This window comes from Pseudomonas sp. 3HC3 (genome assembly GCF_044904505.1).
Taxonomy (GTDB): Bacteria; Pseudomonadota; Gammaproteobacteria; order Pseudomonadales; family Pseudomonadaceae; genus Aquipseudomonas; species Aquipseudomonas putida_Y.
In genome coordinates, this window is record NZ_JADDRH010000021.1 from 41,371 (window position 1) to 56,037 (window position 14,667).

At 62.2% G+C, this 14,667-nt stretch carries 15 protein-coding genes; 11 read left to right on the plus strand and 4 right to left on the minus strand.

What is annotated here, in order from left to right:
- Together olsB and INQ47_RS21805 are read left to right on the plus strand one after the other, a co-directional pair.
- Entirely contained in the window at nucleotides 1-756 is a 756-nt protein-coding gene (gene olsB, locus INQ47_RS21800; RefSeq protein ID WP_404702566.1) for an L-ornithine N(alpha)-acyltransferase, read from the plus strand.
- A complete protein-coding gene (locus INQ47_RS21805; RefSeq protein ID WP_404702567.1) occupies nucleotides 756-1,544 on the plus strand; it encodes a lysophospholipid acyltransferase family protein in 789 nt (262 codons plus the stop codon). The genes olsB and INQ47_RS21805 overlap by 1 nt, the downstream gene beginning before the upstream one ends.
- 108 nt (nucleotides 1,545-1,652) lie before the next feature.
- Here INQ47_RS21805 and INQ47_RS21810 read toward each other — a convergent pair whose 3' ends face one another.
- The gene (locus tag INQ47_RS21810) at nucleotides 1,653-2,237 is read right to left on the minus strand and encodes an ACP phosphodiesterase (protein WP_404702568.1); all 585 of its coding nucleotides are present in this window, start codon (nucleotides 2,235-2,237) and stop codon (nucleotides 1,653-1,655) included.
- 150 nt (nucleotides 2,238-2,387) lie between these two features.
- On the opposite strand from INQ47_RS21810, the gene INQ47_RS21815 reads away from it, so the two are divergent.
- Together INQ47_RS21815 and INQ47_RS21820 are read left to right on the plus strand one after the other, a co-directional pair.
- Nucleotides 2,388-2,690 (plus strand): helix-turn-helix transcriptional regulator, encoded by a 303-nt coding sequence (locus INQ47_RS21815; RefSeq protein ID WP_003255178.1) that lies wholly within the window; start codon nucleotides 2,388-2,390, stop codon nucleotides 2,688-2,690.
- A gap of 17 nt (nucleotides 2,691-2,707) precedes the next feature.
- Complete coding sequence (locus tag INQ47_RS21820; protein WP_176683766.1) at nucleotides 2,708-3,757, plus strand: alkene reductase; 1,050 nt, start codon at nucleotides 2,708-2,710, stop codon at nucleotides 3,755-3,757.
- A 109-nt stretch (nucleotides 3,758-3,866) separates the two neighbouring features.
- Here the strand turns inward: INQ47_RS21820 and INQ47_RS21825 are convergent, their stop codons facing one another.
- From INQ47_RS21825 to INQ47_RS21835, 3 genes are all read right to left on the minus strand, one after another.
- Nucleotides 3,867-4,736 (minus strand): ATPase, encoded by an 870-nt coding sequence (locus INQ47_RS21825; RefSeq protein ID WP_404702569.1) that lies wholly within the window; start codon nucleotides 4,734-4,736, stop codon nucleotides 3,867-3,869.
- Between the two features lie 73 nt (nucleotides 4,737-4,809).
- On the minus strand, nucleotides 4,810-5,802 hold the full coding sequence (locus tag INQ47_RS21830) for an NAD-dependent epimerase/dehydratase family protein (protein WP_404702570.1): 993 nt from the start codon (nucleotides 5,800-5,802) through the stop codon (nucleotides 4,810-4,812).
- Between the two features lie 49 nt (nucleotides 5,803-5,851).
- Nucleotides 5,852-6,742: a LysR family transcriptional regulator ArgP gene (locus INQ47_RS21835; protein WP_176683769.1), complete on the minus strand. Its 891-nt coding sequence runs from the start codon at nucleotides 6,740-6,742 to the stop codon at nucleotides 5,852-5,854.
- Nucleotides 6,743-6,843: 101 nt separating this feature from the next.
- Between INQ47_RS21835 and INQ47_RS21840 the strand changes: the two genes are divergently transcribed.
- From INQ47_RS21840 to INQ47_RS21870, 7 genes are all read left to right on the plus strand, one after another.
- Nucleotides 6,844-7,443, plus strand: a complete 600-nt coding sequence (locus tag INQ47_RS21840) for a LysE/ArgO family amino acid transporter (protein ID WP_003255185.1) — start codon at nucleotides 6,844-6,846, stop codon at nucleotides 7,441-7,443.
- Between the two features lie 271 nt (nucleotides 7,444-7,714).
- Entirely contained in the window at nucleotides 7,715-8,311 is a 597-nt protein-coding gene (locus tag INQ47_RS21845) for a superoxide dismutase (RefSeq protein WP_404702571.1), read from the plus strand.
- Nucleotides 8,312-8,561: 250 nt separating this feature from the next.
- A complete protein-coding gene (locus tag INQ47_RS21850; protein ID WP_404702572.1) occupies nucleotides 8,562-10,613 on the plus strand; it encodes a putative bifunctional diguanylate cyclase/phosphodiesterase in 2,052 nt (683 codons plus the stop codon).
- Nucleotides 10,614-10,771: 158 nt separating this feature from the next.
- Nucleotides 10,772-12,106 carry an imelysin family protein gene (locus tag INQ47_RS21855; protein WP_252458818.1) on the plus strand — a complete coding sequence of 445 codons (1,335 nt, stop codon included), beginning with the start codon at nucleotides 10,772-10,774 and terminating at the stop codon, nucleotides 12,104-12,106.
- Nucleotides 12,107-12,247: 141 nt separating this feature from the next.
- Complete coding sequence (locus INQ47_RS21860; protein ID WP_252458817.1) at nucleotides 12,248-12,730, plus strand: hypothetical protein; 483 nt, start codon at nucleotides 12,248-12,250, stop codon at nucleotides 12,728-12,730.
- Between the two features lie 13 nt (nucleotides 12,731-12,743).
- A complete protein-coding gene (locus tag INQ47_RS21865; RefSeq protein WP_252458816.1) occupies nucleotides 12,744-13,130 on the plus strand; it encodes a hypothetical protein in 387 nt (128 codons plus the stop codon).
- A gap of 109 nt (nucleotides 13,131-13,239) precedes the next feature.
- A complete protein-coding gene (locus INQ47_RS21870) occupies nucleotides 13,240-14,667 on the plus strand; it encodes a di-heme oxidoredictase family protein (RefSeq protein WP_404702573.1) in 1,428 nt (475 codons plus the stop codon).

Consider the following 14,667-nt stretch of genomic DNA (forward strand, 5'->3'; position numbering starts at 1 on the left):
ATGACTCGGATCGCTACCGCTGGCGACTACAGCACTGAACGCCGTCTGCAAGCCGAACGCCTGGTTGGCGCCACGGCGCTGCAAGAAGCCCAAGCCTTGCGCTACAAAGTATTCAGCGCAGAATTCAAGGCCAAGCTCAAAGGTGCCGAGCAGGGCCTGGACATGGACGACTACGACGTGCACTGCCGCCACATTGGTGTACGCGACCTGAACACCGGCGAACTGGTTGCCACCACCCGCCTGCTCGATCATCAGGCCGCCAGCAGCCTGGGCCGCTTCTACAGCGAAGAAGAGTTCAGCCTGCACGGCCTGTTGCAGCTGCAAGGCCCGATCCTTGAGCTGGGCCGTACCTGCGTGACCCCCGACTACCGCAACGGCGGCACCATCGCCGTGCTCTGGGGTGAACTGGCCGAGGTGCTCAACGAGGGCCGCTACAGCTATCTGATGGGCTGCGCCAGTATCTCCATGCAGGACGGCGGCGTGCAGGCCCATGCAGTGATGCAGCGCCTGCGTGAGCGCTACCTGTGCACCGAACACCTGCGTGCCGAACCAAAAAACCCGCTGCCGAAGCTGGCCCTGCCCAACAACGTCATTGCCGAAATGCCACCGCTGCTCAAGGCCTACATGCGCCTGGGCGCGAAGATTTGCGGCGAACCATGCTGGGACGAGGACTTCCAGGTGGCTGACGTATTCATCCTGCTCAAACGCGACGAGCTGTGCCCACGCTACGCCCGCCACTTCAAGGCGGCGGTCTGATGCCGAAGTTGCGGGTACTGGCCCGCCTCATCCGACTGCTGCTGGTGCTGACGCAGGGCATGCTGATGGCCAGCATTATCGCCTTGGGAGAACGCTTGGGCTTCAAGGCGCCGATCGAACGGCGCCAGCGCTGGACCTGCCTGTTCATGAAGCGCCTGGTCGCCGCCCTACCCTTCGACGTGAAGGTAGTTGGCGAACTTCCACAGCGGCCGATGCTGTGGGTCAGCAACCATGTTTCCTGGACCGACATACCCCTGCTTGGCATGCTCACACCGCTGTCTTTCCTGTCCAAGGCCGAAGTGCGGCACTGGCCGGTGGCCGGCTGGTTGGCGGAAAAGGCCGGCACGCTATTTATTCGCCGTGGTGGTGGCGACAGCCAGCGCCTGCGCGAACAGATCGCCGGGCAACTGGGTCTGGCCCGCCCGCTGCTGATATTCCCCGAAGGCACCACCACCAGCGGCCGCACGCTGCGCACCTTTCATGGCCGCCTGCTGGCAGGTGCCATCGACCGTGGCGTGGCAGTGCAGCCAGTCGCTATCCAGTATCTGCGTGATGGCCAGGTCGACCCGGTAGCGCCGTTCATTGGTGAAGACGACCTGGTGTCGCACCTGATGCGCCTGTTTGCCCTGCCGCGAGGCGAGGTGTGCATCCACCTGCTGCAGCCTATCGGTAGCGTGGGCAAGGAACGTGCAGTGCTGGCGTTGCAGGCACAGCAGGCGATTCACCTGACGCTGTTCGGGGTTGAAGACGTGGAGATGGCGCCACGTCGGCAGGCGCGGGCTGCCTGAATGCTTGCACTGCCTGTTCTGGCCCTTTCGCGGGTGAACCCGCTCCTACGGGCAGCCCCGTTTAGGAGCGGGTTCACCCACGAAGAGGCCAGTATCACCCACACACCTCTAACTGTCAGACATCCGCCCTACCGCCGCAAACGCCTGCAACTGCGGGTAGAATTCGCGAAAATCCGCCAGCAGCGGCTCATACAACCGCTCCAGCTCCAGCATCACCCCAACCATCCCCTCAGGCCGCGACAAGCGTCGGGCAATGCCGTTGAACACCTGCTCCAGGGTGGCAAAATCGCCATACGCCCCTAGCCAGTCATCCGCTGCCATGAAAGGCGCAATCCGCGCCAACCGCCCAGGCAACTCGGGCTCTGCCAGCAGTACCCGATAAAACGCGCCAGTGAACTGCTCCAGCGGCTGATCGGCGTAGTTGCCCCAGTGCCGTGCCAGGCAATGGTCGAAAAACACATCCAGAACGATGCCGGCAAAACGCCGCCGCTCGCGCGGAAAACGTGCCAGAGCCGCCAGCACCAATGGGTGCCGGTCAGTGTAACTGTCGATTTGCCGGTGCAGCCGGATGGCCGCCTCCAGCGCAGGCGGAAAGCGCCCTTCCAACGAGCCTTTGACAAAGTCGCCGTAAAGGCTGCCAAGCAATTGTTGCGGCGCCGGGCCGCCCAGGTGCAAGTGTGCGAGGTAGTTCATGAGCGCAGTCTAGCACCGCCGCCCAACATATCGTTATAACGCGATATGTCGATTCGTGCTCAGCTAAGAACGCCTTCGTATTTGTATATCGAAATACAGCGAATTATATTTCGTCCTATCGCGATATACCGCTACAGCGAGCCTCAAACCATGCCACTCGATCTCGACGAAATCATAAAAGCACTGGCCCACCCGGTCAGGCGAGAAATTCTCAGCTGGCTGAAAGACCCGGCAACCCAGTTCCCAGACCAGTACCACAGCACCGAAAACGGTGTGTGTGCCGGGCAAATCGACCAACGCTGCGGCCTGTCGCAGTCGACCGTCTCTGCCCACCTGGCCACTTTGCAGCGCGCCGGGCTTATCAGCAGCCAGAAGATTGGCCAATGGCACTTCTTCAAACGCGACGAAGCCACCATCCAGGCGTTTCTCGAACAACTGCGCCAAGCACTTTGACAAGGCAGGTAACCGCTATGACCACGCTTTTCGATCCGATCAAACTGGGCGACCTGCAACTGCCCAACCGTATCATCATGGCCCCGCTGACCCGCTGCCGCGCCGATGAAGGCCGCGTGCCCAATGCGCTGATGGCCGAATACTACGTACAACGGGCCAGCGCCGGGCTGATCCTCAGCGAGGCGACTTCGGTCAGCCCCATGGGCGTCGGCTACCCAGATACCCCCGGCATCTGGAACGATGAACAGGTACGTGGCTGGAACAACGTGACAAAGGCCGTGCATGCCGCGGGCGGTCGCATCTTCCTGCAACTGTGGCACGTGGGTCGTATCTCCCACCCCAGCTATCTGAATGGCGAACTGCCTGTGGCCCCCAGCGCGATCCAGCCCAAGGGCCATGTGAGCCTGGTGCGCCCACTGAGTGACTACCCTACCCCGCGGGCGCTGGAAACCGAAGAAATCAACGACATCGTCGAGGCCTACCGCAGTGGTGCCGAAAATGCCAAGGCTGCCGGTTTTGATGGTGTGGAGATCCATGGCGCCAACGGTTACCTGCTCGACCAGTTCCTGCAAAGCAGCACCAACCAGCGCACAGACCGTTACGGTGGCTCGCTGGAAAACCGCGCGCGCCTGTTGCTGGAGGTGACCGATGCGGCCATTGAAGTGTGGGGCGCGCAGCGCGTAGGTGTGCACCTGGCACCGCGTACCGACGCCCACGACATGGGCGACGCCGACCGCGCCGAGACCTTCACCTATGTGGCCCGAGAGCTGGGCAAACGCGGCATCGCCTTCATCTGCTCACGGGAGCGGGAAGCCGACGACAGCATCGGGCCGCTGATCAAAGAGGCATTCGGTGGCCCGTACATCGTCAACGAGCGGTTCGACAAGGCCAGTGCCAATGCGGCCTTGGCCAGTGGCAAAGCGGATGCCGTGGCGTTTGGTGTGCCGTTCATCGCCAACCCCGACCTGCCGGCACGGCTGGCAGCGGATGCGCCGTTGAACGAGGCACACCCCGAAACCTTCTATGGCAAGGGGCCGGTGGGTTACATCGATTATCCGCGGTTGTGATCGAGGGCCGTTCGCGGGCACGCCCGCTCCCACCGGTACAGCGAAAAGCTTGAAAGCTGTTCTTGATCCAGTGAGAGCGGGCGTGCCCGCGAATAAGGCTCAGCTGATGTCACGGACGAGCGTTGATCTGTTGCTGCAGGTTCTGAATCTGGCTTTGCAGCGTGTTCAGGTTACGCGTCATCTGCGCACGGAAGGCATCGAACTCCTTCACCGAAGCACCACTGGAGGACGCCGCAGCCGGGCGGTTGTCGATCTGGCTCTTGAGCACGACCATGTCCTGCTCCAGGCTCTGGATAGCCGCACTCGGGTTGCCCTGCTTCTTCAGCGCTGCCACCTCGCCCCCCAAACTCTTGAGCTGGGCGTCCAGCTTGCCGCCATCCACCTGCGCAGCCTTCAGCGCGGCAACCTGCTCGTTCAGGCTCTTCAATTGGGCATCAAGCTTGCCACCATCGACCTGGCCCGAACGCAGCGCCGCCAGCTCGCCATTCACCAGCGTCAACTGCGCCTGCAACTGGCTTTGCAGCTCGGTCACGGCCTTCTGCTGTTCTCGGGTATCGGCCAGCACCTGCTCCAGACGCTTGCCCAGGTCGCCGGTCTGCCCGGCAACACCCTTCTGCAACTGGCGCAGCTGCAACTTCAATGCCTCAGTGCTGGTAGTGGCGCCTGACTCGCTGGCCGCCACCTTGCCACTGATCGCCTGAAGGCGCCCAGCCGCCTCTTCACTGATGCGGGCAAAGCTTTCCTGGGTCGCCACCAGTTGCTGCTCCATCAGCGAGATCTGCTGGAAACTCCACCAGCCCAGGCCCGCCAACGCGATGAACGAGGCACCGATCAAAGCCCACAACGGCGCCGTGCTGGCCCCGCGGGTGGCTTTCTGGCGGCTGCGTATCACATGCGCCGGTATCAGTTCGTCATCATCAACGGTGCCCGCACGCAAGGCTGGCACGTCATCGAAGTCATCGTGAGCATGGTTACGCATGGATACATTCAACCGCAGTAGTCACAAAGAGGCACGAGTATAAACCGCCAGCGCGGCGCATTGATGACCATTATCAGCCGGGCGGCAAATGCTTCCACCAACCACAGAATTCATCCACCGCCGTCCACAGGCTGACCTTGGGCTGGTAGTCCAGGTACTGCCGGGCACGGCTGATATCCAGGGTGAAATCACGGCTCATCACCTGCATCCCCAGGCGCGACAAGGTCGGTTGCGGGCGCCCTGGCCATAACATGCACGCCGCCTCATTCAGCGCGGCCAGGCTGTAGGCAAGGCCATAGGAACGGTAGCGGGTCACTTGGGGAAGCTGCATCTGGCGCATCACGTAGTTGACCACGTCCCACAGCGGCAGTGGCTGGCCGTTGCTTATGTTGTAAGCCTGACCCAGCGCCCGGTCATCAGCGAACAATGCACTCAGCAGCGCCTCGTTGAGGTTGTGGACACTGGTGAAATCGACCTTGTTCAGGCCATTACCGATGATCGCCACACGCCCTTTGCGCTGCATCTGCATCAGCCGCGGGAAGATACTGGCATCGCCAGCGCCGGTGACGAAGCGCGGACGCAGCGCCAGCACTTCCAGGCCGAACTCCTGGGCACCGAACACTTTCTGCTCGGCCAGGTACTTGGTTTGCCCATAGTGATCGAGGAAGCGACGCGGCACCTGGTCTTCACGGATGTCCAGACGCGAACGGCCATTGAAATAGATCGACGGCGAAGACAGATGCACCAGGCGCCGCACATGCTCCTTCAGGCAGCCCTCGACCACGTTCTCGGTCACCACCACGTTGCCCTGGTAGAAATCCTGATAGCGCCCCCAGTTCCCCACCGCGCCAGCGCAGTGCACCACGGCTTCGACACCCTGGCACAAACGCCGGGCCAGCTCGGCGTCACCCAGATCGCCCGGGATGAACTGTGCGCCACGCTTGACCAGGTGCTCGACCCCTTCGGCACGGCGGCCGCTGACGCGCACGTCCAGGCCTTGCTCCAGGGCGAAACGCGCAAAGCGCCCGCCAATGAAGCCACTCGCGCCGGTGACCAGAATTCGCATGTAACACTCCGTCTTGCCAGATTTCAGATGCAACTGACGCCAGCCATGGCTACAAGGGCACCAGCCAATGTTGTGCGGTGTGCCGCAGGTGGTCGGTCAATTGCGCGAGCAATTGCCCGCCATTGCGCCAATGATGCCAGTACAGCGGTACATCGATGGGGGTATCGCGACAGATTTCCACCAATTGCCCACTGGCCAGTTGCTCCCGGGCCTGCAGTTCGGGCACCAGGCCCCACCCCAACCCAGCCTCGGTCATGCGCAGGAAGCCTTCGGATGAAGGGCACAGGTGGTGCAGGAAACCACCCTCTATGCCCAGCGATGCCAGGTAGCGATGCTGCAGAAAATCGTCCGGGCCGTACACGATCGCCGGGGTACGGGCCAAGCGGCTGGCGACAAAACCTTGGGGGAAGTGCCGCGCCATGAACACGGGACTGGCCAGCGCCCGGTAGCGCATGGCCCCCAGTGGCAAACTGCGTGCGCCGGCTACCGGCCGCTCACTCCCACACAGGCAGGCTGCCACTTCGCCGGCACGCATGCGTTTAAGGCCCACTTCCTGGTCCTCAACCACCAGGTCGGTCAGCACGTTCTGTTGTGCGCAGAAGTTGCCCACCGCGCCGGCCCACCAGGTGGCCAGGCTATCGGCGTTGAGGGCGATGCGCAGGCGCTCCGGCATGCCCTCTTCGTCCAGCGCCGGTACCTGGCGCTGCAGGTCGCGCTCGAGCAGGCGCACCTGCTGCACATGGTTGAGTAGCTGGCGGCCGACTTCGGTCGTGCCGGGCGGCGTGGCACGCACCAGTACCGGCTGGCCGACCCGCGCCTCAAGCAACTTGATGCGCTGGGAAATGGCCGACTGCGACAAGCCCAGTACCTGCGCTGCACGCTCGAAACCGCCTTGTTCGATCACTGCCGCAAGGGCAGCCAGCAGTTTGTAGTCGAACATCGATTTTCCTAATGGGTGATCAGCTTTATTTGTTTTTCTTATACAGCGCCGAACATCACAATGGCCAGCATCTTCCGTGACCCTTTTTGGAGAGCCCTGCCATGTGGCAAAGCTATCTCAATGGCATGCTGGTGGCCTTCGGCCTGATCATGGCCATCGGCGCCCAGAACGCCTTCGTCCTTGCCCAGAGCCTGCGTCGTGAGCATCATCTGCCGGTGGCAGCACTGTGCATCGTCTGTGATGCCATCCTCGTGGCCGCCGGGGTATTCGGCCTGGCCACCGTGCTGGCACATAATCCGACCTTGCTGGCGATTGCCCGCTGGGGCGGCGCGGTGTTCCTGATCTGGTACGGCGCCAAGGCGCTGCGAAGCGCCTGCTCCAAGCAGAGCCTGCAGCACCAGCAAGGCCAGGGCGTTCGCTCACGTCGCGCCGTGCTGCTCAGCGCCCTGGCGGTGACCCTGCTGAACCCGCACGTGTACCTCGACACCGTGTTGCTGATCGGCTCGCTGGGCGCCCAACAGTCCGCCCCTGGCGCCTACGTGGCCGGGGCGGCCAGCGCTTCACTGCTGTGGTTCTCGACCCTGGCCATTGGCGCGGCGTGGCTGGCTCCGTGGCTGGCGCGGCCGGCGACCTGGCGGATGCTCGACCTGATGGTGGCAGTGATGATGTTTGCGGTGGCTGCGCAACTGATCTTCAACTGACCTCGGGGCCTGGCGCGACATATTCATCGACTGCAAGATCGAGCGGCAGTCGGTCTTGCAGGCAACACCCGCGCAGCGCCGAGCCGCCGGTCGGCTCAGCCCTACCCCTCCGGAACCTCTATTCCCTATGTTTGTTGCGTGGTTATGCGCCGGGCCCGGTGCTATGATCCAGCGCTTGCGTCGCAAAGAGTACAGACTCGCCGACGCTTATCGGGCCGCCCGTGATCGGCCTTGCGCAAACCGCAAACAGACCTGAATCAGGAGATCCACCATGGCTTTTGAATTGCCGCCGCTGCCGTACGCCCACGATGCCCTGCAGCCGCACATCTCCAAGGAAACCCTGGAGTATCACCACGACAAGCACCACAACACCTATGTCGTGAACCTGAACAACCTGGTCCCAGGCACCGAATTCGAAGGCAAGACCCTGGAAGAGATCGTCAAGAGCTCTTCGGGCGGCATCTTCAACAACGCCGCTCAAGTCTGGAACCACACCTTCTACTGGAACTGCCTGTCGCCAAACGGCGGCGGCCAGCCGACCGGTGCACTGGCTGACGCCATCAACGCCGCTTTCGGTTCCTTCGACAAGTTCAAGGAAGAGTTCACCAAGACTTCGGTTGGCACCTTCGGTTCCGGCTGGGGCTGGCTGGTGAAGAAAGCTGACGGTTCCCTGGCCCTGGCCAGCACCATCGGCGCCGGCTGCCCACTGACCAACGGCGACACCCCGCTGCTGACCTGCGACGTCTGGGAACACGCCTACTACATCGACTACCGCAACCTGCGTCCGAAGTACGTCGAGGCGTTCTGGAACCTGGTCAACTGGGCCTTCGTTGCCGAGCAGTTCGAAGGCAAGACCTTCAAGGCCTGAGTCCCTCAGCCTTGAGCAAGAAACCCGGCCACGTGCCGGGTTTTTTTATGCCTGTATTGCCCGCAAAGAGGCTGCCACGGTTTTGCTTGCTCAGCCCGCATACCACGCTAACATCAAACCTCTGGAAGATTGACACAGCGCATTCAAGTTGCGGGGTCAGGCAACCGATACACTGCTAATGGTCGGCCGGTAGTGTATCGTCATTGTTGATGGCAAAATGATGCCATGCGCATGGATTAAGGAAACCCCATTGAAGCTGGAATTGCGGAACAGCTTGTCGGTCAAGTTGCTCAGGGTCGTGCTGCTGTCGGCGTTGGCGGTTGGCGTCGTGCTCAGCTGTGCGCAAATCATCTACGACACCTACAAGACCCGCCAAGCCGTGAACAATGATGCCCAGCGCATCCTCGACATGTTCCGTGACCCTTCGACCCAGGCGGTGTACAGCCTCGACCGTGAAATGGGCATGCAGGTCATTGAAGGCCTGTTCCAGGACGAATCGGTGCGCATGGCCTCCATTGGCCATCCCAACGAAACCATGCTGGCAGAAAAGTCCCGCCCGCTGCAGGACATGTCCATGCGCTGGCTCACCGACCTCATCCTCGGCCAGGAACGCACCTACACCACGCAACTGGTCGGCCGTGGCCCTTACAGCGAATACTACGGCGACCTCAGCATTACCCTCGATACCTCGTCCTACGGTAAAGATTTCCTGATCAACGCGGTAATCATCTTCATTTCCGGGGTGCTGCGGGCCATGGCCATGGGCCTGGTGCTGTACCTGGTCTACCACTGGCTGCTCACCAAACCGCTGTCGAAGATCATCGAGCATCTCACCCAGATCAACCCTGACCGCCCCAGCCAGCACCAGATACCGCTGCTCAAGGGCCACGAGAAAAACGAACTGGGGCTGTGGGTGAACACCGCCAACCAGTTGCTGGCCTCGATCGAACGCAACACCCATCTACGCCACGAGGCGGAAAACAGCCTGCAGCGCATGGCCCAGTATGACTTCCTCACCGGCCTGCCCAACCGCCAGCAACTGCAGCAGCAACTGGACAAGATCCTCGTCGACGGCGGCCGCCTACAGCACCGCGTGGCAGTGCTGTGCTTAGGCCTGGACGACTTCAAGGGCATCAACGAACAATTCAGCTACCAGGTCGGTGACCAGTTGCTGCTGGCCCTGGCCGACCGGCTACGCGCCCACAGCGGCCGATTGGGCGCCCTGGCACGGCTGGGCGGTGACCAGTTCGCCCTGGTACAGGCCAATATCGAGCAGCCCTACGAGGCTGCCGAACTGGCGCAGAGCATCCTCGACGACCTGGAAGTGGCGTTCGACCTCGACCACGAGCAAATCCGCCTGCGTGCGACCATCGGCATCACCCTGTTCCCCGAAGACGGCGACAGCACCGAAAAACTGCTGCAGAAAGCCGAACAGACCATGACCCTGGCCAAGGTCCGTTCGCGCAACCGCTACCAATTCTATATCGCCAGCGTCGACAGCGAGATGCGCCGCCGTCGCGAACTGGAAAAGGACCTGCGTGAAGCCCTGTCGCGCAACCAGCTGTACCTGGTGTACCAGCCACAGATCAGCTACCGCGACCACCGGGTGGTTGGCGTAGAAGCCCTGCTGCGCTGGCAGCACCCGGAACTGGGCATGGTGCCACCCGATCAGTTCATCCCTTTGGCCGAGCAGAATGGCAGCATCATCAGCATCGGCGAATGGGTGCTTGACCAGGCTTGTCGACAACTGCGCGAATGGCACGATCAGGGCTTCAGCGACCTGCGCATGGCGGTCAACCTGTCTACCGTGCAACTGCACCACAGCGAGCTGCCACGGGTGGTCAACAACCTGCTGCAAGCTTATCGCCTACCACCGCGCAGCCTGGAACTGGAAGTCACTGAAACCGGCCTGATGGAAGACATCAGTACCGCAGCCCAGCACCTGTTGAGCCTGCGCCGCTCCGGGGCGCTGATTGCCATCGACGACTTCGGCACCGGCTACTCGTCCCTCAGTTACCTGAAATCGCTGCCGCTGGACAAGATCAAGATCGACAAGAGCTTCGTTCAGGACCTGCTCGACGACGATGACGACGCCACCATCGTTCGCGCCATCATCCAGCTGGGCAAGAGCCTGGGGATGCAGGTAATCGCCGAGGGCGTGGAAACGGCCGAGCAGGAAACCTACATCGTGGCCCAGGGTTGCCACGAGGGCCAGGGCTACCACTACAGCAAACCCCTTTCAGCCCGCGAACTGACCCACTTCCTCAAACAAGCGCAACGCAACCGGGTTTCGGTGTCCTGAGGCCACCTGCCCGGTTACAGGCCGTGCCCCGGATTTACATGAATTGCGCGCCCGCCCCTTTACAGCAAATGCAAATCTTTCGCATGATGTTGTAGTTTCGCGTGCCACGGCGCACGGTCCACCCCTTGGTCCAACCACACGATGCAGGAAAACCAACAATGATTCGAATGCCTCTGGCCTCCGCCAGTCTGCTGGCCATTGCCATCGCCCTCGCCGGTTGCGGTGAAGGCAAGGACGAAAAAGCCGCCGCGGCGCAAGCCCAGGCACCTGCTGCTGCCACCACCGCTGCTGCGCCAGCCGCTGTCGACGAAGCAGCCGGCAAAGCCGTGGTCAAGCATTACACCGACATGGTCTACGCCGTGTACAGCGACTCGCTGAGCACTGCCAAGGCGCTGCAGACCGCAGTCGACGCGTTCCTGGCCAAGCCCAACGACGAAACCCTGAAAGCCGCCAAGGAAGCCTGGTTCGCCGCGCGTGTACCGTACCTGCAGAGCGAAGCCTTCCGCTTTGGCAACACCATCATCGACGACTGGGAAGGCCAGGTGAACGCTTGGCCCCTGGACGAAGGCCTGATCGACTACGTCGACAAGAGCTACGAGCACGCCTTGGGCAACCCGGCGGCCAGCGCCAACATCATTGCCAACACCGAGATCCAGGTGGGTGAAGAGAAGGTCGACGTCAAGGACATCACCCCCGAAAAACTGGCTGGCCTGAACGAGCTGGCTGGCTCCGAAGCCAACGTTGCCACGGGCTATCACGCCATCGAGTTCCTGCTCTGGGGCCAGGACCTGAACGGCACCGGCCCAGGCGCTGGCAACCGTCCGGCATCCGACTACCTGGAAGGCCAGGGCGCTACCGGTGGCCACAACGACCGCCGCCGCGCCTACCTGAAAGCGGTTACCGACCTGCTGGTCACCGATCTCGAAGAGATGGTCGGCAACTGGGCACCGAACGTCGCCGACAACTACCGCGCCAAGCTGGAAGCCGAGCCTGTCAACGACGGCCTGCGCAAGATGCTGTTCGGCATGGGCAGCCTGTCGCTGGGCGAACTGGCGGGTGAGCGCATGAAAGTTTCGCTGGAAGCCAACTCGCCGGAAGACGAGCAGGACTGCTTCAGCGACAACACCCACTACTCGCACTTCTACGACGCCAAGGGCATCCGCAACGTCTACCTGGGCGAGTACACCCGTGCGGACGGCACCAAGATGACCGGCCCTAGCCTGTCGTCGCTGGTCGCCAAGGTTGACCCAGCCGCCGATGCAACCCTCAAGGCCGACCTGGAAGCCACCGAGGCCAAGCTTCAGGTAATCGTCGACCATGCCCTCAAAGGCGAGCACTACGACCAGCTGATCGCCGCCGACAACGCTGCCGGCAACCAGGTTGTACGTGACGCCATCGCTGCCCTGGTCAAGCAGACCGGGTCGATCGAGCAGGCCGCAGGCAAGCTGGGTATTGCCAACCTGAACCCGGACACTGCAGATCACGAGTTCTGATCCTGCTGTAGCGCTTCAACGCAAACGCCCGGCCTTGTGCCGGGCGTTTTCGTTTGCTGCCGGGTAAAACGCTTCCTGCTGCCTGGCGTACGCGCAGATGCTCATCCTGTAGGCCTTCGATCAAAGCTAACAGGAGGCACAGTGCTGCAGATTCTTGATGTCTGGGGCGAAGGCCGAATCGTCCAGCGCATGAATGGGGGGGACCTCATTACCGGATTCAACGATGCGTACAACCTGAACAAGGCCGGCCAGCTCATCTCCAACGGGCCGTTCGCAGGCGGGCACATTCCCAACCTCATCGTCGTATACGAATACGATGCTCCGGACTTTCCCCTCGACGACCATGCAGTCCCTCACGTGACGCTGATGGGCGCTCCGATTACCCACCACGTGGCCGAGGAAATGTGCAGGGTAGTTGCCCGCCCCGGCAAGATCTACCTGTACGACCCCAACGAAACCGATCGCCGAATGTTCGAAGCGGTCGCCATTGACCAAGGGCTGCAACTGCTCGGTCGCTTTCATCCCGCCGAGCTCGACCCCCCGTTCAACGAAATCACCTTGCTCGCGGCCTATGTCTATCGCGCCCCGACTAGCCCGTTACCACGCCCGAAAACTGAACATTAAAAGGAAACACTACATGGCCAACGTCACCTACTTGCGCTCCATCGCCAATAACACCCCTTATACCTTGACCCTGATCGACGGTGAAAACCGCAGCAACAGCCTGGCAGTCGGCGCCCAGCACGTCTGGAATGGCTCGCTGGCCATCCCATGGATTGGCAGATCGACGGAGAACCACAAGGCCTTGCGCCTGATCCTCGGCCCGTCTGCCGACACCAGCATCTGGATATTCCAGGACTACTGGCAACCTGCGCACGAGGACGCAGTCAAGTGCATTACCGCCTCTTCCATGGAATACACCAGCGAACAAGTCATCGAAGTCACCGGCGATAATCGCGGTGGCGGCAACAAGAACCTGATCGTCAACCTGGTCAACCGACACTTCATGCTCTATATGGCCTGACCAACTGCGCTCGCAGCAATTTCATCAAGCAAACGCAAATTGCTCTTATTCAATGATCCTGGGCCTGCTAAGCTGCACGCCGGTTTTTCGCTCACGCCCAGGATTCTCGATGTCCTTGTCGCTGTCCCGACTCCCCCCCCTGCTGCTGGCCTGTGCCCTGGCCGCCTGTGACGACGCCCCGCGTTTCACCCACGCCGAGCCCGGCGAAGCGTTATCGGGTGGCAAGGCGACCGTGCAGCGCAGCGATCGCAATGCCTATTCCCTGCCCTCGGCTAACCTCTCGCCAGAGCTGCGCCTGGACTTCGCCGTTGGCAACAGCTTCTTTCGCAACCCCTGGGTGATTGCCCCGTCCACCACCACCGCGCGTGATGGTCTGGGCCCGCTGTTCAATACCAACGCCTGTCAGAACTGCCACGTGCGCGATGGACGTGGCCACCCGCCTGAACCGGGTGACAGCAACGCGGTGGGTATGCTGGTGCGCCTGTCGATCCCCGACCAACCCTACCTGGCCAAAGTGATCGAGCGCCTCGGCGTGGTACCAGAGCCGGTCTACGGCACCCAGTTGCAGGACATGGCCATCCCCGGCGTGGCGCCGGAAGGCAAGGTGCGGGTCAGCTACACCAGCGAAACCGTGTCATTCAAGGACGGCCATCAGGTCGAGCTGCGCAAGCCGGCCCTGCAAATCACCCAGCTCGGCTATGGTGTGATGCACCCCGACACGCGCTTTTCGGCGCGGGTGGCACCACCAATGATCGGACTGGGCCTGCTTGAAGCTATCCCCGAAGCCGACCTGCTGGCCAACGAAGACCCGGACGACCGCAACCGCGATGGCATCCGCGGGCGGGCCAACCGTGTATGGGACGATGCCCAGGGCAAAACAGTGATCGGCCGCTTCGGCTGGAAAGCCGGGCAGCCCAACGTCAACCAGCAGAACGTGCACGCCTTTGCCGGCGACATGGGGCTGACCAGCACCCTGCAGCCCAACGACGATTGCACCCCGGCACAAACCGGCTGCCTGGCTGCGCCCAACGGCGACGGGGCCGATGGCGAGAAAGAAGTCAGCGACAACATCCTGCGCCTGGTCACGTTCTACACCCGCAACCTGGCTGTGCCGGCCCGCCGCGACGTCGGCTCGCCACAGGTACTGGCGGGCAAGAACCTGTTCTACCAGGCGGGTTGCCAAGGTTGCCACACACCGCAGTTCACCACCGCCGCCGACGCCACCGAACCAGAGTTGGCCAACCAGGTCATCCGCCCCTACAGCGACCTGCTGCTGCATGACATGGGCCCGGGGCTGGCCGACGAGCGCACCGAATTTGCCGCCAACGGCCAGGACTGGCGCACCGCGCCGCTGTGGGGCATCGGCCTGAGCGAAACGGTCAGTGGCCACAGTCAGTTCCTGCATGACGGCCGCGCCCGCAACCTGCTTGAAGCCGTGCTGTGGCACGGTGGCGAAGCCGAGGCGGCACGCAACTTCGTACTCACTTTCAATGCCGAGCAGCGCGCCGCGTTGCTGGCGTTCCTGAACTCACTTTAA

Excerpts from the sequence above, each read along its gene's own strand:
- INQ47_RS21835 (WP_176683769.1), bottom strand. The coding sequence starts at position 6,742 with ATGTTCGACTACAAACTGCTGGCTGCCCTTGCGGCAGTGATCGAACAA.
- olsB (WP_404702566.1), top strand. The coding sequence starts at position 1 with ATGACTCGGATCGCTACCGCTGGCGACTACAGCACTGAACGCCGTCTG.
- INQ47_RS21820 (WP_176683766.1), top strand. The coding sequence starts at position 2,708 with ATGACCACGCTTTTCGATCCGATCAAACTGGGCGACCTGCAACTGCCC.
- INQ47_RS21830 (WP_404702570.1), bottom strand. The coding sequence starts at position 5,802 with ATGCGAATTCTGGTCACCGGCGCGAGTGGCTTCATTGGCGGGCGCTTT.
- INQ47_RS21840 (WP_003255185.1), top strand. The coding sequence starts at position 6,844 with ATGTGGCAAAGCTATCTCAATGGCATGCTGGTGGCCTTCGGCCTGATC.
- INQ47_RS21805 (WP_404702567.1), top strand. The coding sequence starts at position 756 with ATGCCGAAGTTGCGGGTACTGGCCCGCCTCATCCGACTGCTGCTGGTG.
- INQ47_RS21825 (WP_404702569.1), bottom strand. The coding sequence starts at position 4,736 with ATGCGTAACCATGCTCACGATGACTTCGATGACGTGCCAGCCTTGCGT.
- INQ47_RS21855 (WP_252458818.1), top strand. The coding sequence starts at position 10,772 with ATGATTCGAATGCCTCTGGCCTCCGCCAGTCTGCTGGCCATTGCCATC.
- INQ47_RS21815 (WP_003255178.1), top strand. The coding sequence starts at position 2,388 with ATGCCACTCGATCTCGACGAAATCATAAAAGCACTGGCCCACCCGGTC.
- INQ47_RS21845 (WP_404702571.1), top strand. The coding sequence starts at position 7,715 with ATGGCTTTTGAATTGCCGCCGCTGCCGTACGCCCACGATGCCCTGCAG.
- INQ47_RS21810 (WP_404702568.1), bottom strand. The coding sequence starts at position 2,237 with ATGAACTACCTCGCACACTTGCACCTGGGCGGCCCGGCGCCGCAACAA.
- INQ47_RS21865 (WP_252458816.1), top strand. The coding sequence starts at position 12,744 with ATGGCCAACGTCACCTACTTGCGCTCCATCGCCAATAACACCCCTTAT.
- INQ47_RS21870 (WP_404702573.1), top strand. The coding sequence starts at position 13,240 with ATGTCCTTGTCGCTGTCCCGACTCCCCCCCCTGCTGCTGGCCTGTGCC.